Source organism: Nocardiopsis lucentensis DSM 44048 (assembly GCF_000341125.1).
Classification (GTDB): Bacteria; Actinomycetota; Actinomycetes; order Streptosporangiales; family Streptosporangiaceae; genus Nocardiopsis; species Nocardiopsis lucentensis.
This window is the reverse complement of sequence record NZ_ANBC01000325.1, coordinates 1-26,821: the sequence shown is the minus strand read 5'-3', so window position 1 is coordinate 26,821 and position 26,821 is coordinate 1. Positions and strand designations below refer to the sequence as shown.

Below are 26,821 nucleotides of genomic sequence, written 5' to 3'. Positions count from 1 at the left end.
TGGTGTCCTTCACCAAGAGCGGCTGCCAGTTCAGCACCGACGTGCCCATGCGCGACGGGGACGTGTTCACCGAGTGCCAGGAGTGGGATGAGTTGGCGATGGAGGAAGTGGAGCGGCTGCGGCCCGACGCCGTGTTCACCTCCTCCACCCGGGCCACCCCCGCGGGGGAGAACGTGCCCGACGGCTTCGTCGAACGCTGGACGCGACTCGAGGAACTGGGGATCGACGTGGTGGGCCTGCGTGACCTTCCGCGCCGTGACTACCGGGGCGCCGAGTGTGTCGAGAGCCGCCTCATCCAGGAGTGCACGTCACCGGCCACCTACAGCCAGGCGGTCACCGACCCCGCCCTCGACGCGGACCTGCCCGACAACGTCCGCCTGTTCGACCTCACCGCGTACGTGTGCCCGGAGGGCGCCTGCGACGCCATCGTCGGCAACGTGCTGGTCTTCTGGGACCACTCCCACATGACGGCCACCTACGCGCGCACCCTCGTCCCGATGATGGAGGAGGGGCTGTTGGAGACCACCGGATGGTGACGGCGGGAGCCTTCGGAGAATTTCTGGTCTCCGGCGAGAGGGGATTCGGTGATGGTCGGGTGAACAATCGGAGAATTGCATCTACTTCGGGTTTTAATACACCTCAGAAGGGGGCTCACATTCCATCGAGCCGTTAGTGTCGCAACCGTCATCCGTTCTTTTCGCTTCTAGGCTGAGAGAACGTTCGGCACCGGTCGTTTCGCGCGGCACAGAGCCTTCGCCGAACCCCCCACCATCCCCCAGACCGTGTCAGAAACCCGTGGAGGTCGACACCATGCGCCTGCTTCGCCGCCGCCCGCTCCTGATCCTCGCCGTCGCGGTGCCCGGCGTCGCGGCCCTGGCCGCCCCGGTCGTGCTGGGTGTGTTCGGCCTGGTCACCGTGGCCGACGTGGTCCTGGCCGTCGGAATGGTCCTGCTCGGAGCGTTGGTGTGCGCCCTGGGCGCCGGGTTGCTCCTCCTGCGCCGATCCGTGCGCGCGCTGCCCGCGGAGGTGGCGGCCCACACCCGCACGGTCACCGAGGTCCTGGGCCGGGACCGGTTGGCGACCACCCGCGCGTTGGACGCGGTCCGGGAACGGATCGACCGGATCCACGACCACTCGCTGCCCAAGGTCTCCCGGGAGATCCGCCACGCGGTCACCGTCCAGGGGCGCGACGACTACGAGCAGCAGGTCGCCTGGACCGAACTGCGGGAGAACCTCGACACCGCGGCGTTCATGCCGCCCCTGCGTGGGTGGGCGGCCTCTCCGGACGTCCTGCGCGTGCTGGTCCGCCAGATCAACCGCCTCCGCCCCGACCTGGTGGTGGAGTTCGGTAGCGGTGCCTCCAGCGTCTGGCTCGGCTACGCGTTGCGCCGGGCGGGAGGCGGCCGACTCGTCGCCATCGAACACGACGCCCGGTACGCCGAGCTCAGTCGGGAACTGGTCGCCGCGCACGGGCTCGACGATCTGATCGAGATCCGCCACGCGCCGCTCACGGAGGTTGAGACGGAGGAGGTCGTGGTCGGGGGCGAAACCGTCCGGACCGCCGACCGCTGGTACGACGCCTCGGTCCTGGCCGACCTGGAGGGCATCGGCCTGGTGTTCGTCGACGGGCCGCCCCAGGCGACCGGCCGCCATGCCCGCTACCCGGCCGTGCCCACCGTGCTGCCGCGCTGCACCGAGGACGCGGTCATCGTGTTGGACGACGCCGACCGCCCCGACGAACGGGCCATCGGCGACCGCTGGCTCGCCGAACACCCACGACTCCAGCGCACCGAGGAGCACACGGAGAAGGGCGCGCACGTGTTCAGCCGCAAGGGCGGGTGAGCCCGACTCCGTCCGCGCACCGTCGCACCCCCCGCCCCTTCCGCACCACCGCCCACCGATCCCGAGGTCAGCCGATGATCACCACCGCTCTCCGGAACGCCCTGCGGACGCGCGGCCGCGAACCCGCCGTGCTGTGCCACACGGGTGCCCACGAGACCACGCGCGCCTCCCTCGTCCGTCTGCCGATGCGGGACACGGATCTCCTCGTGGATCTGGACACGCACCCGATGGGCGAGCAGATCCGCGCGGGGGACCCGGAACAGGAGGTGGGGCTGGTCGCGGTCGTCGCGGCCACCCCCACCGACCTGAATCGAGCGCTCACGGTGAGCACGCACCTGCCGCGCACCGTGCACGTGGTGGTCGCACTGGCGGCCACACCCGGTCACCAGGATCCGCCGATCCCGGCCTCCCCCGGTATGGGGCAGTGGCGGGATCTCCAGGAGGTGCGCGTCCGGCGGCTCGACCGCGGCGGATGGCTGTGTGAGCTGTTCTTTCCGAACGCGGTCGACACCGCCCAGGTGCTGGACGCGGTCATGCAGGGCACCCGCGGCCGCCGGCGCGGCCCCGCCGTCGCACCCCTGGCCGTCCTCAACGGAGCCGAGGCGGCCCTGTGGCGCCCCGGTGACACGGGGGTCGCCGGTGTGACGGCGGCCGGGCCGGTGCCGCTGCGCAGGGTCACCCCCGTCGGTGACCTCGCGCTGCGTGTGGCCACCGGGCACGGCCCGGAGTGGGAGGACGACCGGGTTCCCGTGGTGGACCGCGCGGACACCGGCGCCGACTCCTGGGCGGCGATCACCTCTCCCGGTGGCCACGCGCGGGCACGCGCGGTCAACGCGGCCACCACCGCCTCCGAGGCGGACCGCGTCCACGCCGTCGCGCCCGTCGACGAATCCACCGTGAACCCGGTCGGGTTCACCCAGGACGCGACCGGCCCGCTGGGTGAACTGGTCTCCGCCGGTGGGCACGCCGTCGTGCGCGGGGGTGGAAAGGACCTGGCCGTGATCCCCCCGGACGGGACGGTCACCGACGTCGACCTGTCGCGGCTGCGTCGGTTGCGCGGCGTGCGCGTGGACTGGTCCGGGCACAGCGGACCGACAGCGGCGGTTCGGGCGGTGGCCTCCCTCGCCGCCGGTGGTGTTCCGCTGGTCAGTGGGCCGCCGCCCTCCTGGGCCGGTGGGCTGGGTCGGTCCGTGGCCGATCTCCTCACCAGTGTCGGGGAGGCGGACCTGTCCGACCGGCTGCTGCGCGAGGAGCACAGCATCCGGCTGCGTCGTGCCGCCCTGCGCACTCACGGCCATCGTGCCCGGTGGCGTGCGCTGGCCGGGCGGGCGGGTATCCCGTTGCCCCCGGAGCCGACCGTGTCGGTGGTGCTGTGCACACGGCGGCCGGAGATGGTCGGGTTCGCGCTCGCCCAGATCGCCCGCCAGCGTGGTGTGGATCTGGAGGTCGTGCTGACACTGCACGGTTTCTCCGAGTCGCTTCCCGAGGTCGCCTCCGCCGTGGCCGGGTTCCGCGCCACCGGCGTCCCGCTCGTCGTGCACGAGGCCGACGCCGACCAGATCTTCGGAACCGTGCTCAACGACGCGGTCGCCCGGACTTCCGGCGACCTGATCTCCAAGTGGGACGACGACGACTGGTACGGCCCCGACCACCTCGCCGACCTCGTTCTGGCCCGCACCTACTCGGGCGCGGAGCTGGTCGGAGTCGGACAGGACTTCGTCTACCTCCAGGAGGTCGCCGTGACCGTCTGGCGCAGCCGCAGGTCCGAGGCGAACACCCGGTTCATCGCCGGGGGCACGATCCTCACCGACCGGGCGGTCCTGGAGGAGACCGGGGGCTTCCGACCGCTGCCGCGCGCCATCGACACCCAGCTCCTCATCGCCGTCATCCGCGGCGGTGGACGCCTCTACCGTGCCCACGGACTCGGGTACGTCCTCCGCCGCACCGGTGGCGGGCACACCTGGTCCGAGGACATGGCCTTCTTCCTGCACAACTACACCCAACAGTGGTTCGGCTGGCGTCCGAGCGCCCTCCTGGAGGGTGAACCGTCTCCGCTCGGCCGGCCCACCACCGAGCACACGGGGGGACTCCGTTGACCACGCTGGACACCGGCCGGGGGCCGGACTCTGCCGCACCTCAGCCGGGTGGCGGCCTTCCCCAAGGAGACTTGGGGGGCATCGCCCGACCACGCCTGAGGCGTAATGATTATTCTCCGTTGCGGCCTGCGGTGTTGGGTGAGTGGACGCCGACGCTGTCGGTCAGTGTGGTGATTCCCGCCTTCGGGCACGCGGACAAGTTGGCGTTGGTGTTGGCGTCTTTGGCGGGGCAGAGTTATCCGGCGCATCTGATGGAGGTGGTGGTGGTTGACGATGGCACGCCGGAGCCGCTTGTCCTGCCTGAGGTGTGTCCGCAGAACACGCGTCTGATCAGGTCGGCGCCGGGTGGGTGGGGTTCGGCGCATGCGGTCAACACTGGTGTGGCGGCTTCCTGCGGTCAGGTGATCCTGCGGTTGGACGCGGACATGCTGGTCTACCGCGAGCATGTGGAGTCGCAGTTGCGTTGGCATCATCTGTTGGATTACGGGGTGGCGATGGGGCACAAGCTCTTCGTCGACTTCGACCCGGACGCGATGACCCCCGAACACGTGCTCCGCGAGGTGAGCGAGGGGCGAGCCGACACCCTGTTCGACCGCGAGAGCGCGGATCCGCACTGGGTGGAGCGCATCATCGACGGCAGCGACGTGTTGCGCACCGCCGCCCAGTCCTACCGGGTCTTCACCGGTGCGACGGGTTCACTGCACCGGAGTCTGTGGGACGCCGCCGGGGGGATGGACGCGGACATGGTGCTGGGCGGTGACACCGAGGTCGCCTACCGCGTCGCCCAGCAAGGGGCGGTGTTCATTCCGGACCTGGACACGAGTAGCTGGCATCTGGGCCGTTCCCAGATGCAGACCCGACGCGACGCGGGAATGCGGTACCGGTCTCCCTACGTGGCCAACCGGGTGCCGGACTTCCGCCTGCGTCGCAAACGTCCGGACCGCCTGTGGGAGGTGCCCTTCGTCGACGTGCTCGTGGACGTGGAGGGGCAGACCCTGGAGGACGTCGACACCACGGTCTCCGCCCTGTTGGACGGCACCACCTCCGATATCCGGGTGTGGTTGCGCGGCCCCTGGGGCGGGTTGACCGACGACCGCCGCTCGCCGTTGGACGAGGAGTGTCTGGACCTGCGCCTGATCCGGGAGACCTTCCGGGGTGATCCCCGCGTCCACTTCGTCGAGGACGATCCCGACACCGATCCCCGTGTCACCTACCGTTCGCGGGTCCCCGTGGGGCCCAGGCCCACGCCGACGGCCCTGGCGGAACTGGTCGAGACCGCGAACAAGCGGCGTGTGGGCCTGCTGTGCGCGCCCATGCCCGGTGCGACGCGGGCGGAGGACGGCGTCTTGAGGTTGGAGCGCGTCGCCGCCTTCGCGCGGGCCCGCCATCTGTCCCCCGAGGCGACCGGGAAGGACCTGGACCGGGTCGTGGAGGAGGTTCACGGTACACACTGGATGCCTGGCGAGGAGTTCGTCGTCGCCGAGGGGGACGCGCAGCCGGTCTCGCCCGCCAAGCTCCGCAAGGACCTGGACCGCGCCTTGGCCGAGGCCGACCGGTTGCGCGCACGGGCCAAGCGGGCCGAGCGCAAGTTGCGCTGGTTCACCCCGGGGCTGACGGGGCGGGTCCTGCGCAAGCTCGCCCGCTGACACCTCACCCGTCGCCGTCGTCCCTTGACCGTCTCGCGGTCCACCCGGCCGCCTCCGCTCTCCGCGGAGGCGGCCGGTCCCGTACGGGGCGACCTTTTCGGGTGAGATCCGCTCAGGGGGCGACACACACGAGCAACAATGACATAGAGTGACGATCTTGTTACCTTGGGCTTCGTGGTTGACACGCGTCCGGCGGGCCTCCGCCGTGCTATCCGCCGAACACCCGAGGTCGCCCGATGATCCGCTCCCTGATCCGACAGGCTCTACGCGTCCGCGGCGACGAACCCGCGGTTCTGTGTCGTATCGGCCGAGACAACCGGACTCTGGACGAACTGCGTCGATTCCGACTTCGCCCCACCGACCGCGTCGTCGACCTGGACGAGCATCCGATGGGTGAGTCGCTCGGTCCGCACACCACGGCCGGGCGCGATCGCGCTGACGCCGCCCGGGCACGCGGCGGTGGCCACTCCCCGGCGGACACCGAGGATGTGGGACTGGTGGCCGTGGTCGCCGCGAGCTACACCGACCTGCGCCGAGCCGTGACCGCCGCGGTCCATCTTCCCCGCGCCGCGCACGTCGTCGTGGCCGTGACCGACACCCCCGCCCCCCACCGGCCCCCGGTGCCGCACGCGCCGGGGCTCGCCGACTGGCACGGACTCCATGAGCTCCAGGTCGTCCGGGTCGGGTGTACGGGCTGGGCCTGTTCCCTCTTCGCCCCCGACGGGCTCGACGTCGCCACGGTGCTGGCCAGTGCCTTCGATGGGACCGGCGGTCGGCGGTGGGCCGTTCCACCGCGTCCCGTCGTCGCTCTGCACGGACCGGGCGCCGCGTCGTGGCGCCCCGGTGACACCTGGGTGACGGGCGTCGCGGCGACCGGCCCCGTTCCTCTGACGCCGGTGACGCCGCGCGCCGACCTCGCCTTGCGGCTGGGTACGCGGGAAAGTTCTGAGGAGTGGTCGGACCCGATCGTCCCCGCCGTGGACCGCCCGGTGTCCGGGACCGGGGTCGCGGCGCGGGGCCGGAACGGCGCGCGCCCGCTCACCGTGCGCGGCCCCGACCCGGTGGCGCTGGTGCCCCCCGTCGACGAGCTGACCGTCAACCCCGTCGGCTTCACCCCGGACGCGAGCGGCCCCCTGGGCGAACTGACCCGGGTCGACGGCCGCACCGTCGTCACGGAGGGACGGGCCGGCCCCGTGGCCGTCCCCCCGGACGGGACGGTCACCGACGTCGACCTGTCCCGGTTGCGGTACCTGCGCGGCGTGCGCGTGGACTGGGCCGAGTTCGTCGAGCGAGACGCGGCCGTCCGGGCGGTGGCCTCCTTGGCGGCGGGTGGCGTTCCGCTGCTCAGCGGCCCCGTTCCAGCGTGGGCCGTCGGACTGGGGGAGCCCCTGGTCGGCCTTCTCACCGACGCCGGGGAGGCGGATCTGTCCGACCGGTTGCGCCGGGAGGAGCACAGCGTCCGGCTGCGCCGCGTCGCCCTGCGCACCCACGGTGTCCGTGCCCGGTGGCGCGGGCTCGCCGCGGCCGAGGGGATCCCCGTCCGCCCCGACCCCCGGGTGTCGGTGGTGCTGTGCACACGGCGGCCGGAGATGGTCGGGTTCGCGCTCGCCCAGATCGCCCGGCAACGCGGGGTGGACGCCGAGGTCGTGCTCGCGCTGCACGGGTTTCCCGCAGACCTGCCCGAGGTGGCCCCCGCCGTCGCCGACTTCCGTGCGGTGGGCCTGCCGCTGACCGTGTACGAGGCGGAGGACGACCGGGTCTTCGGCGCGGTCTTCGACGACGCGGTACGCCGCGCGTCCGGTGACCTGGTCGCCAAGTGGGACGACGATGACTGGTACGGCCCCGAGCATCTGGCCGACCTCCTCCTCGCACGGGAGTACGCCAGGGCGGACGTCGTCGCGGTCGGGCCGGAGTTCGTCTACCTCCAGGAGGTCGACACGACGCTGCGCCGGGCGCGGACGACCGAGACCGTCACCCGCTCGGTCGCGGGGAGCGCCCTCCTGGCCGACCGGGCGGTGCTGGACGACGCGGGCGGCTTCCGGCCCCTGCCGCGCGCGGTCGACACACAGATGCTCGTGGCCTTCGAGCACGCCGGCGCCCGCGTCTACCGCACGCACGGGCTGGGGTTCGTCATTCGAAGGACCGCTGACGGTCACACCTGGTCCCAGGACCTGACGTACTTCCTGGACAAGCAGACCGACCAGTGGTCCGGCTGGCGGCCGAGCGCGCTGCTGGAGGGGGAACCCGAGCCGTTGGGGCTGCGTGACGGGGTTATGGAGCAGGTGGGAGGACGGCGGTGACCACGTCGGACGGAACACGTTCGGGACACCCGGTTCCGGGCCGGGGCCAGACGGGCCGAGCGCGAGTCGCGCTGGTTCACCCCGGGTCCGGACGGCGGATGCTGCGCTGACCCCGGGTGCGGCGCCGCCCCGGCGAACGGGGCGTGTCCGTCGTCGGGGCGGCGTGCTGGCGGCGGAGGGCTCAGGGCACCCAGAGGCCCAGCGAGTCGGCCACGAGCGCCGGCCGTTCCCCGCCCTCGATCTCCACCGTGTGGGTCATGGTGACGAGCACACCCTTGGCGTTCTCCTGGACGTCGGACAGGACGACGCCGTCCCGGATCCGTGAGCCCACGGTGACGGGCTGGAGGAAACGCACCCGGTTCAGCCCGTAGTTGATGGACATGCTGGGCTTCTCCGTCACCGAGATGACGCGCGGAGCGAAGTAGGCGAGCATCGACAGGGACAGGTACCCGTGGGCGATGGTCGCACCGAACGGGCCCGCCGCGGCGCGCTCCCGGTCGACGTGGATCCACTGGTGATCGCCGGTCGCATCGGCGAACAGGTCGATGCGGTCCTGGTCGATCGTGATCCACTCGGTGTGGCCCAGGTGCTCACCCTTGGCGGCGGCCACCTCGTTGATGTCGGCGAATACGCGCACGACGCCTCCTGGGTCGGGTCCGGAGTCGGGGGCCGGACGGTGAACCCACCATACCTAACACCGTTCGGTTATGGGGTGGCGGCGTCCGACCGATCGGAGTCCTCGGGTCGGGCGGGGCGTGGCGTACGCGACCCCATCCGGCCGTCGACCGGGAGGTCGCGCACTCCATCGACATCCACCAGGACCGCTCGGGCCGTGCGTGCGGCCACCAGTGACCGGTCCACACCGTGTCCCAGGCCGCTCTCCGTCAGCGGTACCGGCAGTACGCCATCGTGTGCCCGCACCGGGGGAACCACCAGGTCACGTCCACGGGTTCCGGCCGGAGGGGCCTCCACCGGCAGCGTGGCCCCGGCCAGTGACGCCAACGCGACGGTGGCCGACCGGCCCACCCCCGTCACCGCCGACGATCCGCACCAGACCCGCCAGCCGGCGTCCACGGCCCGGTCCACCGCACGGCGGGCCGAGGTCAGGCCCCCCAACCGCGACGGGTCCACGTTCACCGCGCCACCGGCCTCCATCCGGATCGCCTCACCCAGGTCCGCCACCGAGTCCAGTGAGCGGTGCAGCGCCACCGGGGTCCGCGCCGTCGCCGCGAAGCGGGCATGGGCGCGCAGGTCGTCGGGGGCGAAGGGGTCCTCGATCGCCAGCAGGTCCAGTTCGTCCAGTACACGCAGGGCGTCGATGTCGGCCGGGTCCTCGGTGTAGCGTCCGCCCGCGTCCACCTGGAGGACCAGGAACGGGAAGGCGGCCCGCACCGCGTGCACCACGTCGGCGTCCCACCCGGGGCCGACGGACAGTCTGATCCGGCGGAACCCCGCTCCCACCTGCCGGTTCACCTCGGTGACCAGCGACTCCACGGTCGCCTGCCGCGGCAGCGTCACGCCCGCGGTCAACGCCGTGCGCTCACCGCCCAGGGCGTACGCCAGCGGGGTCCCCCGCTGGTGGCTCCACAGGTCCCAGCACGCGGTGTCCAGCGCGCCGACCACCGCCGGGTCCCACGGCAGGTCGGCCCAGGCGTCGGCGACCTCGGTCGGGCGCCGCCAGTCGTGGGCGAGCAGAGCCGGCGCGAAGGCCGAGGCCAGGCCCTCCCACTGAGCGGGGGTCGCGGACGGGACCTCACCCCAACCGCTGACGCCGTCGCCGTCGGCCACGCGCACCAGCACCGGCCCACTGGCGCCACGCCCTCCGGACGGCGCGCGCAGCCGGACCAGTTCGATTTCGACGATCCTGGTCACGGTCGCCGATCCGGTGTGTGCCACGCTTTCCCACCTCGGTGTCTGGCCTCCCGCCGGTCCTGCTCTGCCATGGCCGGAAACGGGCTGTCGATTCGACGGTACCCGCGGCCGACCGCCCCGACCACCCCGAGCGGTGCGGCGAACACCACCTGGGAGACCTGGTCGGATCCGAGGCTGGAGACGAGGGAGGGGAGAAGGGACCCGTGGAGCACGCGAAGGGGCCGACCGCTCCGACGTCGTCGGTCGCGATCGGCCCCCGGACCCGGATCAACCCCGTGGCGGCACCGGGATCAGCCCTGGGCGAGGACCTCGTCCAGCTCACGGTGCTTGAGTCCGTGCGCCTCGGCCACCGGCGCGTACACGACCTCGCCGTCGAAGGTGTTCAGGCCACCGGCGAGCGCGGCGTCGTCACGCAGCGCCTGGCGCCAACCCTTGTCCGCCAGCGCCACCGTGTAGCGCAGGGTGTCCTTGGTGAGCGCGTGCGTGGAGGTGTTCGGCACCGCGCCCGGCATGTTGGCCACGCAGTAGAACACGGTGTCGTGCACGGTGAAGGTCGGGTCGGCGTGCGTGGTGGGACGTGAGTCCTCGAAGCAGCCGCCCTGGTCGATCGCGATGTCGACCAGCACCGCGCCCGGACGCATACGCGAGACCAGCTCGTTGGAGATGAGCTTGGGGGCCTTGGCGCCCGGCACCAGCACGGCGCCGATGACCATGTCCGACTCCAGGACCGACTGCTCCAGCTCGAAGGCGTTGGACACGACGGTCTTGACCTGGCCCCGGTACAGCTCGTCGACGTGCCGCAGCTTGTTGACGTTCAGGTCCAGGACGGTCACGTCCGCGCCCATGCCCACGGCGATCTGGGTCGCGTTCAGACCGGACACCCCCGCGCCGATGACGGTGACGCGCGCCGGGCGCACGCCCGGGACACCGCCCATGAGCACACCGCGGCCGCCGTTGGGGCGCTGGAGCGTCACGGAGCCGACCTGCGGAGCCAGGCGGCCCGCGACCTCGGACATCGGGGCGAGCAGCGGCAGCGACCCGTCGGACAGCTGCACGGTCTCGTAGGCGATGCCGGTGACCTTGCGGTCCAGGAGGGCGTCGGTGCACTCGCGGGACGCGGCCAGGTGCAGGTACGTGAAGAGGGTCTGGCCCTCGCGCATGCGGTGGTACTCGGCCGGGATCGGCTCCTTGACCTTGAGGATCAGGTCGCCGTAGCCCCACACCTCGTCGGCGGTGTCCAGGATGGTGGCACCCGAGGCCTGGTACTCCTCGTTGGTGATGGAGGAGCCCACACCGGCGTCGCGCTCCACGGCCACCTCGTGACCGCGGCGGACCAGCTCGTGGACTCCTGCGGGGGTGATGGCCACTCGGTACTCGTGGTTCTTGATCTCACGGGGCACGCCGATGCGCACGGTTCCTCCAACTGGTATCTCCGTTGATATCCCCACTGTGACCTGGGGAGGTGCCTCTCCGCTATCGGCAACATGCATGTCTGTCGGCGACCTTGTTGACATCGTGTAAGGCGAGAGTGTGGGGTGGGACACGGGGGTGCGCGTGGGAAGGCACGTTCAGGCGGTCGAAGCGGCCCCAGCGGTGACCCTGTGCCCCCCGACCCACACCGGCCCTACCGACCCCGTCAGCTCCCGGCCCGCGTACGGTCCGGGGTCGGTCACGGGAACGGGCACGCGCCGGGTGCTGTCGAAACCGACCAGGTCGGCGTCGAAACCGACCGCGATCCGCCCCTTCCCCGCCAGACCCAGCAGGTCGGCCGGGGCACGTGCCGTCCAGTGGGCCAGCTTGGCCAACCCCTGTCCCCGCCTGACCGCGGCCGTCCACAGCGCCGACAGACTCCACTCCAACGTGTACAGGCCATGAGCCGGAAGGTGACCCGAACCCACGGTGGTGATCTGCGAACCGCCTCCGGCCAACAGCGCGCTCCACAGCGCCTTGCGGTTGGCGTCCGACCGCAGCGGCGGGCGGCATACGTGCGCGATCGACTCCGCCCCCGGGGTCTCCGCCGACAGGCACAGGTAGTGCGGACAGGTCTGCGCGGTCAGGCCGACACCGATCGAGTCCGCCGCCGCCAGGAGAGCGGCGCACTCGGCCGCCGTGAAGGGGGCCACGTGCGTGCGCGCCCCGGCCACCCGCGCCGCCGCGATGACCCGCTCCATCCCCCGCCGTTCCGCTCGGGGCGGGCGCTGCTCCGCCGACACCGGGGGCGTCCCCAGCTCCTCGGCGTCCTCGGTGTGCACGAACAGCACCGCGTCCAGGGTCGCGAGCTCCGCCATCGCCTTGCGCAGTTGGGCGTCGTTCAGGGCGGCCAGGTCTGGTGCGCCGCCGTCCGACAGCGAACAGTGGAAGGCCACCACCCCGGCGGCGTGCAGGTCGGCGAGGTCGAGCGGACCACTGCCCAGGGTCACCCCGCCCAGGAAGTAGACGCGGACGCCGGCCCCCGCGGCCGCGCGCTGATGCACCTGGAGGGAGTCCGCGCAGGTCACCGGCGGGCGCGCCGGAGCGGGCGCGGCGACCACACTGGTCACCCCGCCGCGCAGGGCGGCCGCACCCACCGACCGGTAGCACCGGGCCAGGTCGCGGTTCGGCTCGTGGACCCCGGTGCCCAGGTCGACCGCCCCCGGCAACAGGGCCACCGCTCCCAGGTCGGTGACCTCGCGGGCGGGCATCGGCGCGGCGTAGTCGTCCACGGCCTCGATCCGGCCGTCTCGGACACCGACGCTGCACGGGCCGACCCCCTCGGGTGTGACCACGTACCTGGAACGGACCACACTGTCGAACTCGGTCATGCTGGTTCCTTCGGGCGCTCGCGGCGAGGGGGTGTGCTGTGGGTCGCGTGCACGACGCGCTGTTGCGCTGAGAACACCGAGCGTATCGTGGCAGGGCTCGCCGGGAGGGGAGAACGCGGATTCCCGGCTGGCCGAGGACCCGTCCCCGTAGATCCGCATGAACGGAGAAGGACCTCACGCCACCCCGGGGCGACGTCGGGTAGTCAACGGTTTAACCTGGAGCGCGGTGTTCCCCGTGCGGGCCCCGCAAGGCCGACCTCGGACAGCCGTGCGGCGGCCGCCACGGCCCAGGGCGCTGACCAGTCCATCCACCAGACCTCGACGACGGAGTGGCGCGTGGCTCCTCCCGCACAGCAGACGACATCGCCCAAGGAGGCCTCGGACGCCCCCGGGACTTCGTTCATGGCGCTCCTCGCCGTTCCCGCGGTGGCCCTGTGCGCTATCGCGTTGTGCCTCACGCTCGTCCTGGGCGGGGCCGCCTACCCCGAGCTCATCCCGGGGTTGCCGGACGCGGGCCAGGGCGTGCGCTGGGGACTGCCGGTGGCCAAGCTGTTCCTGGACGCCTCCGGTGTCCTGACCATCGGCCTGCTGCTCCTCGCGACGGTCCTGCTGCCCTCCGACCAGGGGCGGCTGTCCGAGCAGGCCCGGTTCTACGTGCAGGGCGCCACCTGGGCCGCACTGGCGTGGGCCGTCGCCGCCGTGTTCACCATGTACTTCCAGGCCTCGGAGTTCCTGGCGCGCTCCTTCGGCCAGGTCAGCGTCGACGAGGTCACCGCCTACGCGGGGTCGGTCTCCGGCGGCGTCGCCCTGATGTTCGTCATCCTCATCACCACGGGCATCGCGTTGTTCGGCCGCACGGTCACCTCGGCCACGGGCGGTATCTGGCTGTTCGTGGCCTCCCTGGTGGCGGCCACCCCCCCGGGCCTGACCGGGCACTCCGCCTCCTCCGGTGCGCACGAACTGGCCGTCACGGCGCTGGCCATGCACATCATCGCGATCTCCGCGTGGGTGGGCGGTCTGGCCGCCGTCACCTACCACGCGATGCGCAAGGACGGTCAGGACCCGGTGGTGGCCGTGTCCCGGTTCAGCCGCCTGGCGCTGTGGTTGTTCATCGGTGTGGCGATCAGCGGTCTCGGCAGCGCGCTGGCCCGGCTCGGCTCGTTCGGCGACCTCTTCCTGACCGAGTACGGCCTCATCATGGTCGTCAAGTTCGCCCTGTTCGGCGTCCTGGGCCTGTTCGGCTACCTGCACCGCCGGTACGCGCTCCGAAAGATCGACGAGGCGCCCGACGGGCTCGCGGGGGCCTCCTTCCAACGGCGGATGTTCCTGCTGGTGGCGGGCGTCGAGGTGCTCATCATGGCGGCCGTCATCGGTATCTCCGTCGGTCTGGGGCGGACCGCGCCCCCGCCGCCCCTGGAGAGCGAGGTCGACCCGGCCGCGGCGATCCTCGGCTTCCCCGTGCCGCCGCCCATGGACGTGTGGAACGTGCTCACGCTGTGGCGCCCCGACCTGTTCTTCATCATGCTGGTCGTCATCGCGGGCGGTCTGTACGCGGCCGCCGTGGTCCGACTGCTGCGCCGCGGCGACAGGTGGCCGATCGGTCGCGCGGTCTTCTTCGCGCTGGGGCTGCTCACCATCGTCGCCACGCAGCTGAGCGGTTTCGCCACCTACGCGATGGTGCTGTTCTCCTCGCACATGATCCAGCACATGATGCTGGCCATGCTCGCCCCGATCCTCCTGGTCCTGGGCGCGCCGGTCACCCTGGCGCTGCGTGCGCTCAAACCGGCCCGGCGGAGGGGCGACCGGGGGCCGCGTGAGTGGCTGACGCTGTTCCTCAACAGTCGGTTCTCCAAGGTGGTGACGCATCCGGCGTTCGCCGCTCCGATGTTCGTGCTCAGCCCGTACGCGCTCTACTTCACCCCGCTGTTCGGCGCGCTGATGCTCGATCACCTCGGCCACCTGTTCATGAGCGTCCACTTCCTGCTCAGCGGTTTCCTCTTCTACTGGATCATCGCGGGTGTGGACCCGGCGCCCCGGAAGGTGCCCTACCTCCTACGGTTCCTGCTGTTGCTGCTGGTGATGGGTTTCCACGCCTTCTTCGGCATCGCGATCATGGAGCAGGCCCAGCCCGTCGCGCCGGAGTTCTACGGCGAGATCGACGTCCCGTGGTTGGAGAGCCGGGCCGATGACCAGTACATGGGCGGCGGCGTGGCCTGGGCGCTCGGCGAGATCCCGACATTGCTGGTGACGATCGCCATGGTCAGGCAGTGGTTCCAGGACGACGAGAAGCAGGAGCGGCGGCGGCAGCGGCACAGTGCGCGCGGAGACTCCGACGACGCCGACATGGACGCCTACAACGCCTACCTCGCCGAGCTCGACCGACGTTCGCGAGGTGCGGCGGCCCAGACGGAGGGCGCGCCCGCCGACCACGCGGGCAGCGAGTCGAGCGACCGGAACGCCTGAGCACACATTCCTCGGAGGTTCCGGGAACCGGGGACGCCGACCCCTTCGCCGTCCGGTGGGAACACGAATGGGGGCGCGCCCGTACGGGCACGCCCCCAGCACCGATGCGGGAACGGTCAGACGGTCAGCGCCGCCACCCCCGCTCCCAGCAGGCCCAGCGCGACGCAGATCACCAGCGCCACCGCGACGACCGGCAGTGACGGCCGCAGAGCGGCGAGGGAACCGGCGCCGCTCGCCGCCGCCTGACGCCGTGCGGCCAGGGGTAGCAGGGCGATGTTCACGGCGCACACCACCGCGGCCACGCAGGCGGCCGTGGCGAACGCCGCCCAGAACCCGGCGCCGCCGGAGAGCGCGCTGGCGGCGGCGAAGGTCGGCAGCAGCACCAGAAGAACGACCGAGACGACACCGAAACCGGTGCGTACCTTGGGCGAGGTCGCGTTTCCGCTCCCTGCGACCACGAGGAGAAGACCGATGAGGGCTGCCGTGATGACGGCGCCCCCGATTCCGAATACGGCGATGTTGACCAGCGAATTCACGCTGGTCATTCTCGCACCGGAACACCGGTGGGCCGACCCGGGGTGGGGAGGCGGGCCTCAGCGGTGTTCTTCGAGGCCTCCGCTTCGCCCTCGCCCGCACCTCCGCCTTGAAGGGCCCCGGCGGTGCCCGCACGGCAACCCCCGGGGACGCCCGTTCCAGGAAACGAACCCTAGGTGTGCTCCACGCGAGAGCCGGACGCGCCCTTGATCACCCGCAGCCGGGTGCCGACCCGTTGCCTCAGGTCGGCGACGTGACTGACCACACCCACCGCCCGGCCACCGTCGCGCAGCCGGTCGAGCACGTCCAGGACCTCCTCCAGGGTGTCCTCGTCCAACGTCCCAAAGCCCTCGTCCACGAACAGCGTGTCGATGTCGGTGCCGCCCGCCTCCGCGCTCGCCACGTCCCCGAGCCCCAGCGCGAGCGCCAGCGAGCTGAAGAAGGTCTCACCCCCGGACAGCGTTGCGGGGTCGCGCTCCACCCCCGTCCAGGCGTCCACCACCCGCATCCCCAGGCCGCCGGCCGAACGCGCCCGGCCGTCGCCCGCCGCCTTGTCCACGGTGTACCGGAGTTCGTACCGGCCGTCCGACATCGTCCGTAGCCGGTCGTTGGCGGCAGCCACCACCTGTTCCAGCCGCGAGGCCAGGACGTAGGCGGACAGGCGCACGTTGTCGGCGTTGTCGGCCGAGGTCCCGGCGGCCAGGGCGCGCATGCCCTCGGCGACGGCGTAGCGGCGCAGCACCGGCTCACACCCCTCCAGCGCCCGGTCGAGCTCCCCGCGTAGGACGACGAGCCGTCGGGCCCTCTCCTCCAGCGTGCTCCGCCAGGCCACCGCGTGGTCCGCGGCGGCCGCGGCGTGGTCGGCGGCGTCGGCCAGCGACTCCAGGTCGGGTACGGGCGCGGTACCGGCGGCGACCAGGTCGGGATCGGCCAGCGCGGCCTCCACCGCCGCCCGGTCGTCGTCGAAGGCACGAGCGCGATCGCGCAGCTCCCGGCGTCGCCGATCGTCGAGCGCGGCCTCCCAGACGTCGGCCTCAGCGGCGAAACCGGCCTCGGCGCGCTGCCGCTCGGCCTCGGCCACGGCCATGCGCAGCTCCTCGGCGGCCCGGTCGCGGTCATGGACCGCGTCAGCGGCGGCGCGGAGCAGATCCGCTTCCTCCGCCAGCCGGGAGATCCGCTGGCCGATCCCGGGGTCGTCGCCCCGCGCCCCGTCCAGCAGCTCCGTCAGCCGGGTGTGCTCGGCCGCGGCGTTGGCACGGTCGGTCTCGAGCCGGGCCTCCGACCGGGTCAGCTCGCCCTCCTCGGCGCGGGCCCGGTCGAGGTCGGCGGTGAGCTGCTCCAGCGTCTCCTCCAACCGCCGCGTCTCCACGGCCGCGGTACGCGCCTCCTCCAAGGCGCGGGTGTGGGCGGCCACCTCCTCCCGGGCGGAGGCGGGTGTGCGCCCTTCGGCGCGGTCCAAGGCGGCGGCCCGGCGCTCCCGTAGCGCCGCGGCGTGGGCGTGGGCCTGCGACCGGCGGGCGTCGGCGGCCCCCGCGGCCGTCTGGGCGGCCTCCTCCTGTTCGGCCGAGACCAGGCCCTCCTCGGCGGGCCGCGCGGGCGCCGGGTGGTCGAGCGACCCGCAGACCGCGCACGGATCCCCCTCGGTGAGCTTGCCCGCCAGTTCGGCGGCCATGTGGGTGATCCGCCGTTCACGCAGACGAAGGGCGTGGTCCTGCGCGTCCTGTGCGGCGTCGACGGCGGCACGGTGGCCATCCTCGGCCTCGATGAGCTCCCGGCCAAGGAACTCGTACTGACCGGCGGCCTCCAGGCGCCGCTGCGCCGCCTCCAGCGCAGCTTGGGCCGCCTCGACCAGACCTGCCTGGTCACGAACCTGGCGCAGCTCGCCGGTCGCCTTCTCGATCTGGGGCGGCAGCGACGTGATCCGCTCCCGGACACGCTCGATCTCGGCTCGGACCCCGCCCAGGCGCCGGGTGAACCCGGCGACCTGGGCCCCCAGGGAGTCGCGACGTTCGGCGTCGCCCCGCAGCAGCTCCAGGCGGGCGAGTTCGTCGCGGCGTTCGCGTTCGGCGCCCGACAGGACCGCCGGCGCGCGCTCGGCCGTGTCCCCGGGGGCAGCCATGTCCCCGACACCGGGCAGGGCCCTGACCAGGGATGAGCGCTCGGCGACGGTGAGTTCGGCCTTGTCGAGCTCGGTGCGGCGGTGGTCGCGGGCACGCAGGAAGGGCAGCACCGTCCCGGCGCGCTCCGCGGCGGCCAACCGGACATCGATCCCCGACCGCTCCTCGGCGCCCCGGGAGAGCTCCTCCCGGCGCCGCCTGGCGAGGGTGAGCCGGTCCTGCCGCGCCCTGGTCTGGCGGCCCGCGGTCAGCGCGGTCTGGGCGGCGTCGCGCGACTCCGTGGCCTCCGCGGCCACGAGGGCGGCGTCCCGGGAGGTCGCGGCCGTGACGGCCGCGAGCTCGGCGGCCCACGCCGACAGCTCCTCCGGTAGGTCGGGCGGGTCTGAGCGGCCCGCCTCACTGATCCGTCCGGCCACCGAGCGCACGTGCTCGTTGGCCGACTCCACCTCCAACCGCAGGCGGTTGGCGTGCCCCTTGAACCACTCCTCCACGTCCCGGAAGACACGGGTGTTGAAGATGCGCTCCAGGGACTCGCGCCGTTCCTCCGCCCGGGCGCGCAGGAAGCGCGCGAAGTCACCCTGGGGCAGCATGGCGACCTGACAGAACTGGTCGAGGGTCAGGCCCAGGAGGTCGCCGACGAACTGCCCGGCCTCGTCCGGGCGGGTGGTCACGCCCTCCCAGCGGCCGTTGACGCGCTCGGTCACCACGACCTTGGCGTTCTCGGTCCGGGTACCCGAGCCGCGCTTCTTGGGGCGTTCCCAGCGGGGACGGCGTTCGATCCGAACGCGTCTGCCGCGGATGGTGCACTCCAAGGTGACCTCGGGGACGCGGTCGAGCGGCGCGTGGTCGCTCTTGGGCGACCGGTCGTCGCGTCGGGCCCCCGGAACCCTGCCGTACAGGGCGAAGCAGACCGCGTCCAGCACGGAGGTCTTGCCCGCTCCGGTGGGGCCGTGGATGAGGAAGAGGCCGCCCGCGCTGAGGTGGTCGAAGTCGACGAGCTCGGTGTCGGCGAAGGGGCCGAACGCCCGGACGGTGAGTGTGTGCAGTCGCATCAGCGCGTGCCCTCCTGGATCCGGACCTGCTCGATCGCCGCGTGCACGAGCGCGGTCTCCTCGGCGGTGACGGGTGTGCCGCGGGCCCACTCGACGAAGTCGGCGACGACCTCGCGCTCGCCGCGGTCGGCGATGGAGGCCGCGACCGGGCGGTTCTCGGGCGCGGCGCCCTCGGGGGCGAACTCCAGCAGCAGGGTGTGCGGGAAGCGCTCGCGCAGCCGGTCCATGGGGTGGGCGGGACGACGCGCGTCGGTGAGGGTGACCTGGAGCCAGTGCCCGGTGTAGGAGCTCCATTCGGGCTTGGTCAGCAGGTCCTCGATACGTCCCCGGATCCGGGCGAGGGGGCGGGGGACGGGGGAGGCGACGAACTCGGCTCCGGCCAGGCCGTCGGCGTCCAGGTCCACCAGCCAGCAGCCCTTGACGTGCCGTTCCTCGGAGAAGGAGTAGGCGAGGGGGCTGCCGGAGTAGCGCACGGACGGGGTGATGGTCTGGCGGCCGTGCAGGTGGCCGAGGGCGACGTAGTCGACGCCGTCGTAGACCGACGCGGGGACGTGGGCGGCGCCGCCCACGGCGATGTCGCGCTCGCTGTCGGAGGGTTCTCCTCCGGTGACGAAGGCGTGCGAGAGGACGACGGACCGGGTGCCCGGCCGCTCCGCGAGGTCGGCGCGGACCAGGTCCATGGCGTGCCCGATCGCCGCGGGGTGGCCGCGTTCGGGCAGGTCCCAGTGGTGTCGGGCGATCTCCGGTTCCAGGTAGGGGATGCCGTAGAAGGCGACGGGGCCGTGGTCGTCGTCGATCAGGACGGGGGTACCGACGCCGTCCAGGGAGCTGCGCAGGTGGACGCCGGAGGCGTCGATGAGGTCCGTGGCGAAGGACATCCGGGCCATGGAGTCGTGGTTGCCGCTGATGAGGACCGCGCGGGCCCCGGTGGCGCGGATCCGGCTCAGCGCCCGGTCGAACAGACGCACGGCGTCCACCGGGGGTAGCGCGCGGTCGTAGAGGTCACCGGCGACCACGACGACGTCGACGCGGTGGGTCCCTATGGTGTCGACGAGGTGGTCGAGGAAGACCGCCTGGGCGTCGATGAGGTTCTCCCGGTGGAAGGAACGGCCCAGGTGCCAGTCCGATGTGTGCAGCAGGCGCATGGCACTGGACGATACCGAAGGTCGCGGTGCGCCGCCGGGAGTCCGGTCGACCTGTGGACGACCCGTCAGGTCAGCGCCGTCCCGTGCTTCCTGGCGAGGGTGAGTCCGTCACCGATGGGCAGCAGGACCTGTGTGACGCGGTCGTCGGCCACGAGGCGGTCGTTGAAGTCGCGGATCCCCTGGACGGCCTCGTCGGTGTTGGAGGGGTCGACGACGCGGCCGTGGGAGAGCGTGTTGTCGGCGAGGAGGAGGCCGCCGGGGCGCATACGCGGGACGAGTTCCTCCCAGTAGCCGATGTAGCCGGTCTTGTCCGCGTCGAGGAAGGCCAGGTCGAACCTCGGCTCCTCGGGAAGGGCGCGCAGGGTCTCCAGCGCCGGGCCGAGCGTGAGGGTGATCCGGTCGGCGACCCCGGCCCGTTCCCAGTAGCGGCGGGCGACGGACGTCCATTCCTCACTGATGTCGCAGGCCAGGAGGGTTCCGTCGGCCGGGAGGGCACGGGCCAGGCACAGGGAGGAGTAGCCGGTGAAGGTCCCGACCTCCACGATGTCGCGGGCGCCGGACGCCTGGGCGAGGAGGGTCATGAACGCGCCCTGCTCGGGGCCGATCTGCATGCCCCTGAAGTCGGGGAAGCGGCGTTCGGTCTCCTCGACCAGGTCGGCGAGCACGTCGTCGACCGGAGCGCTGTGGGCGACGAGGTAGGAGTGCAGTTCCGGGGTGATGGTCTCCGTGGTTCGAGTCACGGGGCCACCCTAGCCCCTTCCCTCCGCGCGCACGGGGGCGCCGGACCCGACCGTGGGCACGTGCGGGGCGCGGGACCGGGTCAGTAGGCGGGGAGCAGTTCGGGCCAGTCGAAGAGGTAGATGGAGTAGATGATCACGCCGACGGTCAGCAGCGGCATGACGACCTTCTGCTCCACGGGGCCGTTGGTGACGAACCCCTGGTTCTGGCCGATGCGCTTCTTGGTGAACGGCCAGAAGAGCGGCACGCCCATCCTGGTGATCATGTCGCCGAAGAAGTGCAACACGCATCCGAAGGCCACCGCCAACCCCAGCCACGTGTAGTTCACGCCCGACGCGAACAGCGCGAGGGTGATGGCCGCCGTGCCCAGGGCGTTGATGACCCCGGACGCGGCCCGGTTCTTGTCCAGACCGAAACCCAGTCCCTGGAGGGCGATGCCGACCAGCAGGAACACGAACACCTGCACGGCCAGCTCCGACCACAGGGCCAGTATCTGCACCAGGACGCCCATGAGGGCCGCGAAGAGGAACGAGTGCGTCCCCATCCGGTGGCCCCCGAACGCCCACGCGAGGATCCCGCTCATGGACTCGGTGACCTTTCCGTAGGTCTTGGTCACCGTGGCACTCTTGTGGTCCAGGTCGGGCAGCAGGGCCGCCCCGGCGCACACGAGAGAGCCGGCGATGATCTCGCCCGGGCCCATGTCGAAACTGAGTCCGAGGAATTCCCTGCCCTGGACGAGCGGAACGACCGCCATCCAACCGACCACGCCGCTCATGGCGTGTGAGTGCCCCATCATGGCGGGAACCGTAGCGGAGTAGCGCATTCACCGCGAATCGGCGGGAGATTCCGGGCAGCCGCATTCGACACACGAATCCCGCTGAACCCAGGGATGACGCCCCTTCCGTACCGATCGCGTTCCGTTATCCACACCTCGCCCCGGAAGTGATTGACGCTCGTCGCTCCGCATTGGTAAACAACCAACATCTCCCAGGTGGTACATCACCGAGCCCACGATCCCGACAGGGGCCGTCATGCACACCCACCCCCGTCCTCCAGGCACCCACCTCCGACGCGTGGCCGCCATGAGCGCCGCGCTGCTCCTCGTCGGGGGTTCCACGGCGGCGCCGGCCACGGCCGGGACCGACGACCTCGACACGTTCACGATCGCCGTGACCCAGCAGGTCGACACCTTCAACCCCTTCGTCGCGCAGTTGGCGGTCACCACCAACGTCCTCGGCCACGTCTACGACACCCTGGTCACCGTCGACCCCGAGACCAACGAGCCCGCCCCGGCGCTGGCCCAGGAGTGGGAGGCCGGCGACGACGGCCTCACCTGGACCTTCGAGCTCCGTGACGACGTCGTCTTCACCGACGGGGAACCGCTCACCGCCGACGACGTGGTGTGGACGCTCACCACGATCATGGAGGACGGCGCCGCGGCCATCGCCTCGGGCAGCTACGTCGCCGGATTCGAGTCCGTCACCGCCGAGGGCGACCACACGGTCGTCGTCCAACTCGCCGAACCCCAGGCCACCATGGAGTCCCTCGCCGTTCCGATCGTCCCCCGACACGTGTGGGAGCCGATCCTGGAGGAGGAGGGCGACGCCTTCGCCGACTACCCCAACGAGGAGTTCCCCGTCGTCGGCAGCGGCCCCTTCACACTGGTCGGCCACGAACCGGGTGAGTCCATCACCCTGGAGGCCAACCCCGACCACTGGCGCGGCGCGCCCGGCTTCGACCAGGTCGTCCTGCGCTACTACTCCGAGAAGGACGCGGCGGTCGAGGCCCTGCGCGGAGGCGAGGTCACGTTCGTCTACGAGCTCACCGAGGCGCAGGCGTCCTCGCTGGAGGGCGTCGACGGCATCACCGTCAACCATGCCGACGGCAAGCGCTTCCAGGCCTTCACCATCAACCCCGGGGCCCGCACCCAGGACGGCGAGGGGTTCGGCGACGGACACCCCGCCCTGGCCGACCGCACGCTGCGCCAGGCCATCGTCATGGCCATCGACAACGACGAGATCGTCGAACTCGCGCACGGCGGGCAGGCCGTCGCCGCCGGGGGGTACGTCCCCGCACGCTACGGCGACTTCCACTGGTCACCGGAGGGCGAGGAGGACTTCCTCGCCTTCGACCCCGACGCCGCCAACGCCATGCTCGACGAGGCCGGATACGAACGGGGCGAGGACGGCGTGCGCGTCTCCCCCGACGGGGACCGGCTCGAACTGCGCATGCACGTCCACCGGGACCGTCCCGCCAACGTCAACGCCGGACTGATCCTCGTCGAGCGTCTCGCGGACATCGGCGTCGAGGTGGAGAACCTGACGGTCGACCCCGGTGTGCTCAGTGACGCCCTGTACGCCGCCGAGTACGACCTCATCTTCACGGGGTGGACGGTCAACCCCGACCCGGACTACGTGCTGGGCATCCACACCTGCGGGGCGCTTCCCGAGGAACCCGGCACGATGCAGGGCGACGCCTACTTCTGCGACGAGGAGTACGACGAGCTCTACGCCGCGCAGCTCGCCGAGTACGACCGGCCCACCCGCGCCGGGATCATCCACGAACTCCAGGAGGTGCTCTACCGCGAGGCGGTCGTCAACGTCCTCGCCTACCCCAACATCATGGAGGCCTACCGCAGCGACCAGGTGTCCGACATCCAGATCCAACCGGACCCGGGCGGCAACATCTGGGGCCAGGACGGTTACTGGGCCTGGTGGTCGGCCCGTCCCGTGGCCGCGGCCGACTCCGGCGGGGACGGACTGTCCACCGGGGTCCTGGTCGGCGTCGGGGTGGTCGTGGTCGTGCTGGTGGCCGCCGGCGCCTTCGCCCTCGTCCGCCGCCGAGCCACCCTGGAGGACCGGGAGTGACCTCGACCCCCACCACGACGGGTGAACCGGCGGCGCAGGGGCCGACGGGCGCCTTTCCGGCACGCGGCCGATCCGGCTCCGGACGCCTGTGGCGGGTGCTCGTCTACGTGTCCGGGAAGCTGCTGACCGCCGTGGTCTCCCTGGCCGCGGTGGTCGTCGCCGGGTTCTTCCTCTTCCGGATCCTGCCCGGTGACCCGGTCCGGGCCATGACGGAGGGACGCGAGGTCACCGCGCAGCAGCGCGAGGAGCTGCGCCGCCAGTTCGGGCTGGACCAGCCGCTGTGGCAGCAGTTCCTCGACTACTGCGCCGGGCTCGCCCGATTCGACCTGGGAACCTCCTTCCAGTACCGCGAACCGGTGGCCGACCTCATCCTCGAACGGCTCGGCCCCACAGTCCTGCTCGCCGGGACGGGAACGGTCGTGGCCGCCCTCCTCGGACTGTTCCTCGGCACGCGGGCCGGATGGCGTCCGGGCGGGCGCGCCGACCGGACGCACACCGCCGTGGCCCTGTTCCTCTGGTCGGTGCCCACGTTCTGGCTTGGTCTGCTGCTCATCGTCGTGCTCGCCTCGGGGCGCGGGTTCGTCCCCGGCCTGTTCCCCACCGGCGGCATGGTCGACCCGGGGGTCTCCGGAGCCCTGGACACCGTCCTGAACACCGCCTGGCACCTGGTGCTGCCGGTCGCCACCATGGTCGCGGTGATCTACGCCCAGTACCTCATGATCATGCGCTCCTCCCTGATGGACGAGAAGGGCGCCGACTACCTCACCACCGCTCGAGCCAAGGGCCTGCGCGACGGCCTCGTCCGCCGCAGGCACGCCGTGCCCAACGCGCTCCTGCCCACCGTGACCCTCATCTTCCTCAATCTCGGCCAGGTCGTCTCCGGCGTCATCCTGGTCGAGACGGTGTTCTCCTGGCCGGGGCTCGGCCAGCTCTTCTACTCCGGCCTGCGCGTGCCCGACCTGGGGCTCGTCCAGGGACTCTTCGTCGTCTTCGCGGCCTCGGTGATCCTCATGAACCTGCTCGCTGACCTGGTGTACCCCCTGCTCGACCCCCGGGTGCGGCCGTGAGCGCCCCGAACGGGCGCGACGCCCGGGCCGCCCCCGGGCCCGAACGCGCGACCACACCCGTCCCGGCCGGGCCCGCCGCCCTCGCCTGGCGCCGCCGCCGAGTGGCCCTGGCCGCCTTCGCCCGCTCCTTCGCCCGACACCGCGCGGGCCTGGTCGGGCTGGCGGCCCTGCTCGCCATCAGCGCGCTGGCCCTGACCGCGCCGCTGTTCGTCGATGAGGCCGGGCTGAGCATCACCCGGGCGCCGGGCGACCCCTACGAGCCGCCGAGCCGACGCTACCCGCTGGGCACCGACAACTTCGGGCGCTCGGTCCTGGACCTGGTGGTGTGGGGGGCACGGGTCTCACTCACGGTGGGCTTCCTGGCCACGTTCGTCTCCGTCGCCCTGGGCACGGTGATCGGCGTCGCCGCCGGACACTTCGCCTCCTCCGGAGGACTGGCGGGAAGGGTCGTGTCCACCGTCCTGATGCGGATCACCGACTGGTTCCTCGTCCTGCCCACCCTCGTCCTGGCCGTGGCACTGGCCGCCGTCCTGCCGCGCGGTGTCGGCACCATCATCCTGGCCATCGGCCTCACCGTGTGGCCGCCCACCGCCCGCCTGGTCCGGGCCCAGACCCTCGCGGTGGAGGCCAGGCCCTACGTCGAACGGGCCCGCGCCCTCGGGGGTGGCCACGCGCACGTCATGGCGTGGCACGTCCTGCCGAACGTGATGCCCGTGGTGCTGGCCCAGACCACCCTGCTCGTGGCCACCTCGATCATCGCCGAGTCCACCCTGTCCTTCCTCGGTATGGGCGACCCCGCCACCGTGTCGTGGGGCGGGATCCTGGAGGCGGCGCGCAACGCGGGGGCGATCAGCGCGGGGATCTGGTGGTACATGATCCCGCCGGGACTGGCGATCGCCGTCGTCGCGCTGTCCTTCACCCTGTGCGGGCGCGCGGTCGAGTCCGTCCTCAACCCGCGACTCGGGGAGGCGCGTTGACCACCCTGCTCGATGTCCGCGACCTGCACGTCACCTACCGAGCCGCGGGCGGCGACGTCCCGGCCGTGCGCGGAGTGGACCTGACCGTCGAGTCCGGGAGCGTCCTCGGACTGGCGGGCGAGTCCGGCAGTGGCAAGTCCACCGTCGCCCTGGCCCTGCTGCGACTGCTCCCGGGAACGGCGAACACGACGGGCCAGATCCTGCTGGAGGGCGAGGACGTCCTCACCATGCGGTGGGGGCGCCTGCGCGCGGTCCGCTGGATGGACGCCGCCATCGTCTTCCAGGGGGCGCTGCACGCCCTGAACCCGGTCCGGCGGATCGGCGACCAGATCGCCGAGCCCATGCTGCTCCACCGCACCGTCGCCTCCGGCCGGGTCCGGGGACGCGTCGCCGAGCTCCTGGAACGGGTGGGGATTCCCGCCTCCCGCGCGGGCGACCACCCCCACCGGCTCTCCGGCGGCCAGCGGCAGCGGGTCATGATCGCCATGGCACTGGCGTGCGAGCCGCGCCTGATCATCGCCGACGAGGCCACCACCGCCCTGGACGTGATGATCCAGGCGCAGGTCCTGGAACTGCTCTGGGGGCTCACCTCGGACCAGGGAATCGGCATGATCATGATCAGCCACGACCTGTCGGTGCTCGCCGCGCACTGTGACCGGTTGGCCGTCATGTACGCCGGCCGTGTCGTGGAGCAGGGGCCCGCCGCCGAGGTCGTGCGGGACCCGGCGCATCCCTACGCGAGTGCCCTGAGCTCCGCGTTCCCCCGAATAGGGGATCCCGCTTCGCGCCTGGCGCCCCGTGGGCTGGCGGGCGAGCCGCCCGATCCCGCCGCTCCGCCGCCGGGGTGCGTGTTCCGCCCGCGTTGCGCCCGCGCCCAGGCGGTCTGCGCGACCGTCGACCCGCCCCTGTACCCGGTGGCCCCCGACCACGACGGGCACTCGACCCGCCATGCCGCGTGCGTCCACGTCGGTCCGGCACGTGCCGCCGAGCGGAAGGAGCATCCATGACCCACGCCGATGACTCCGGAGGGGTGCTGCCCGCAGCCGTGCGGACTGACGCCCACGCGCCGCCGTCGGTGGGGGAAGTCTCTTCCCGCGGGTCCGGTGCTCGTCCCATCCTGAGCGCACGGGGTGTGGAGGTCGCCTTCAGGGCGGGCGTCGCGCCGGGCGGCGGCCGGACCGCCCGTGCGGTCGACGGGGTCGACCTCGACGTGGCGGCGGGGGAGATCGTGGCTCTGGTGGGGGAGTCCGGGTGTGGCAAGACCACCCTGGGCCGGGTACTGCTCGGCCTGGAGCGGCCGACCC

20 protein-coding genes are annotated in these 26,821 nt (G+C 72.1%); 11 read left to right on the top strand and 9 right to left on the bottom strand.

What is annotated here, in order from left to right:
- From D471_RS33995 to D471_RS0111600, 5 genes are all read left to right on the top strand, one after another.
- Positions 1 to 536: SGNH hydrolase domain-containing protein (locus D471_RS33995; protein ID WP_275041342.1), on the top strand; the 536-nt coding region annotated here is incomplete at its 5' end.
- Positions 537 to 810: 274 nt separating this feature from the next.
- Entirely contained in the window at positions 811 to 1,842 is a 1,032-nt protein-coding gene (locus D471_RS0111615) for an O-methyltransferase (protein ID WP_026127629.1), read from the top strand.
- Positions 1,843 to 1,916: 74 nt separating this feature from the next.
- Positions 1,917 to 3,938 (top strand): glycosyltransferase, encoded by a 2,022-nt coding sequence (locus D471_RS0111610; RefSeq protein ID WP_017598775.1) that lies wholly within the window; start codon positions 1,917 to 1,919, stop codon positions 3,936 to 3,938.
- Positions 3,935 to 5,584: a glycosyltransferase gene (locus D471_RS0111605; RefSeq protein WP_026127628.1), complete on the top strand. Its 1,650-nt coding sequence runs from the start codon at positions 3,935 to 3,937 to the stop codon at positions 5,582 to 5,584. The genes D471_RS0111610 and D471_RS0111605 overlap by 4 nt, the downstream gene beginning before the upstream one ends.
- Positions 5,585 to 5,820: 236 nt before the next feature.
- Complete coding sequence (locus tag D471_RS0111600; protein ID WP_017598773.1) at positions 5,821 to 7,884, top strand: glycosyltransferase; 2,064 nt, start codon at positions 5,821 to 5,823, stop codon at positions 7,882 to 7,884.
- A 181-nt stretch (positions 7,885 to 8,065) separates the two neighbouring features.
- Here D471_RS0111600 and D471_RS0111595 read toward each other — a convergent pair whose 3' ends face one another.
- The 4 genes from D471_RS0111595 to D471_RS0111580 form a co-directional block, all read right to left on the bottom strand.
- Entirely contained in the window at positions 8,066 to 8,521 is a 456-nt protein-coding gene (locus D471_RS0111595) for a MaoC family dehydratase (protein WP_017598772.1), read from the bottom strand.
- Between the two features lie 68 nt (positions 8,522 to 8,589).
- The gene (locus tag D471_RS0111590) at positions 8,590 to 9,780 is read right to left on the bottom strand and encodes an enolase C-terminal domain-like protein (protein WP_017598771.1); all 1,191 of its coding nucleotides are present in this window, start codon (positions 9,778 to 9,780) and stop codon (positions 8,590 to 8,592) included.
- 266 nt (positions 9,781 to 10,046) lie between these two features.
- On the bottom strand, positions 10,047 to 11,168 hold the full coding sequence (gene ald / locus D471_RS0111585; protein WP_017598770.1) for an alanine dehydrogenase: 1,122 nt from the start codon (positions 11,166 to 11,168) through the stop codon (positions 10,047 to 10,049).
- A 156-nt stretch (positions 11,169 to 11,324) separates the two neighbouring features.
- On the bottom strand, positions 11,325 to 12,557 hold the full coding sequence (locus tag D471_RS0111580) for a dihydroorotase (RefSeq protein WP_017598769.1): 1,233 nt from the start codon (positions 12,555 to 12,557) through the stop codon (positions 11,325 to 11,327).
- 336 nt (positions 12,558 to 12,893) lie between these two features.
- On the opposite strand from D471_RS0111580, the gene D471_RS0111575 reads away from it, so the two are divergent.
- Complete coding sequence (locus D471_RS0111575) at positions 12,894 to 15,020, top strand: cytochrome c oxidase assembly protein (RefSeq protein WP_040689278.1); 2,127 nt, start codon at positions 12,894 to 12,896, stop codon at positions 15,018 to 15,020.
- A gap of 116 nt (positions 15,021 to 15,136) precedes the next feature.
- Here D471_RS0111575 and D471_RS0111570 read toward each other — a convergent pair whose 3' ends face one another.
- The 5 genes from D471_RS0111570 to D471_RS0111550 form a co-directional block, all read right to left on the bottom strand.
- Positions 15,137 to 15,565, bottom strand: coding sequence for a hypothetical protein (locus tag D471_RS0111570; RefSeq protein ID WP_017598767.1), 429 nt, complete (start codon positions 15,563 to 15,565; stop codon positions 15,137 to 15,139).
- A gap of 161 nt (positions 15,566 to 15,726) precedes the next feature.
- A complete protein-coding gene (locus D471_RS0111565; protein WP_017598766.1) occupies positions 15,727 to 18,723 on the bottom strand; it encodes an AAA family ATPase in 2,997 nt (998 codons plus the stop codon).
- Positions 18,723 to 19,868 carry an exonuclease SbcCD subunit D gene (locus tag D471_RS0111560; RefSeq protein ID WP_017598765.1) on the bottom strand — a complete coding sequence of 382 codons (1,146 nt, stop codon included), beginning with the start codon at positions 19,866 to 19,868 and terminating at the stop codon, positions 18,723 to 18,725. Before D471_RS0111560 ends, D471_RS0111565 begins: the two co-directional genes overlap by 1 nt.
- Positions 19,869 to 19,933: 65 nt before the next feature.
- Positions 19,934 to 20,608 carry an O-methyltransferase gene (locus D471_RS0111555; RefSeq protein WP_017598764.1) on the bottom strand — a complete coding sequence of 225 codons (675 nt, stop codon included), beginning with the start codon at positions 20,606 to 20,608 and terminating at the stop codon, positions 19,934 to 19,936.
- Positions 20,609 to 20,688: 80 nt separating this feature from the next.
- A complete protein-coding gene (locus D471_RS0111550) occupies positions 20,689 to 21,402 on the bottom strand; it encodes a metal-dependent hydrolase (protein ID WP_040689275.1) in 714 nt (237 codons plus the stop codon).
- Positions 21,403 to 21,637: 235 nt separating this feature from the next.
- Here D471_RS0111550 and D471_RS0111545 point away from each other — a divergent pair, with 235 nt between their 5' ends.
- The 5 genes from D471_RS0111545 to D471_RS38360 form a co-directional block, all read left to right on the top strand.
- The gene (locus D471_RS0111545) at positions 21,638 to 23,473 is read left to right on the top strand and encodes an ABC transporter substrate-binding protein (RefSeq protein ID WP_017598762.1); all 1,836 of its coding nucleotides are present in this window, start codon (positions 21,638 to 21,640) and stop codon (positions 23,471 to 23,473) included.
- Complete coding sequence (locus D471_RS0111540) at positions 23,470 to 24,540, top strand: ABC transporter permease (protein ID WP_017598761.1); 1,071 nt, start codon at positions 23,470 to 23,472, stop codon at positions 24,538 to 24,540. The genes D471_RS0111545 and D471_RS0111540 overlap by 4 nt, the downstream gene beginning before the upstream one ends.
- Complete coding sequence (locus D471_RS0111535) at positions 24,537 to 25,517, top strand: ABC transporter permease (protein WP_017598760.1); 981 nt, start codon at positions 24,537 to 24,539, stop codon at positions 25,515 to 25,517. Before D471_RS0111540 ends, D471_RS0111535 begins: the two co-directional genes overlap by 4 nt.
- Positions 25,514 to 26,524 carry an ABC transporter ATP-binding protein gene (locus D471_RS0111530; RefSeq protein ID WP_017598759.1) on the top strand — a complete coding sequence of 337 codons (1,011 nt, stop codon included), beginning with the start codon at positions 25,514 to 25,516 and terminating at the stop codon, positions 26,522 to 26,524. Before D471_RS0111535 ends, D471_RS0111530 begins: the two co-directional genes overlap by 4 nt.
- Positions 26,521 to 26,821: ATP-binding cassette domain-containing protein (locus D471_RS38360; RefSeq protein ID WP_152486280.1), on the top strand; the 301-nt coding region annotated here is incomplete at its 3' end. The genes D471_RS0111530 and D471_RS38360, both read left to right, overlap by 4 nt.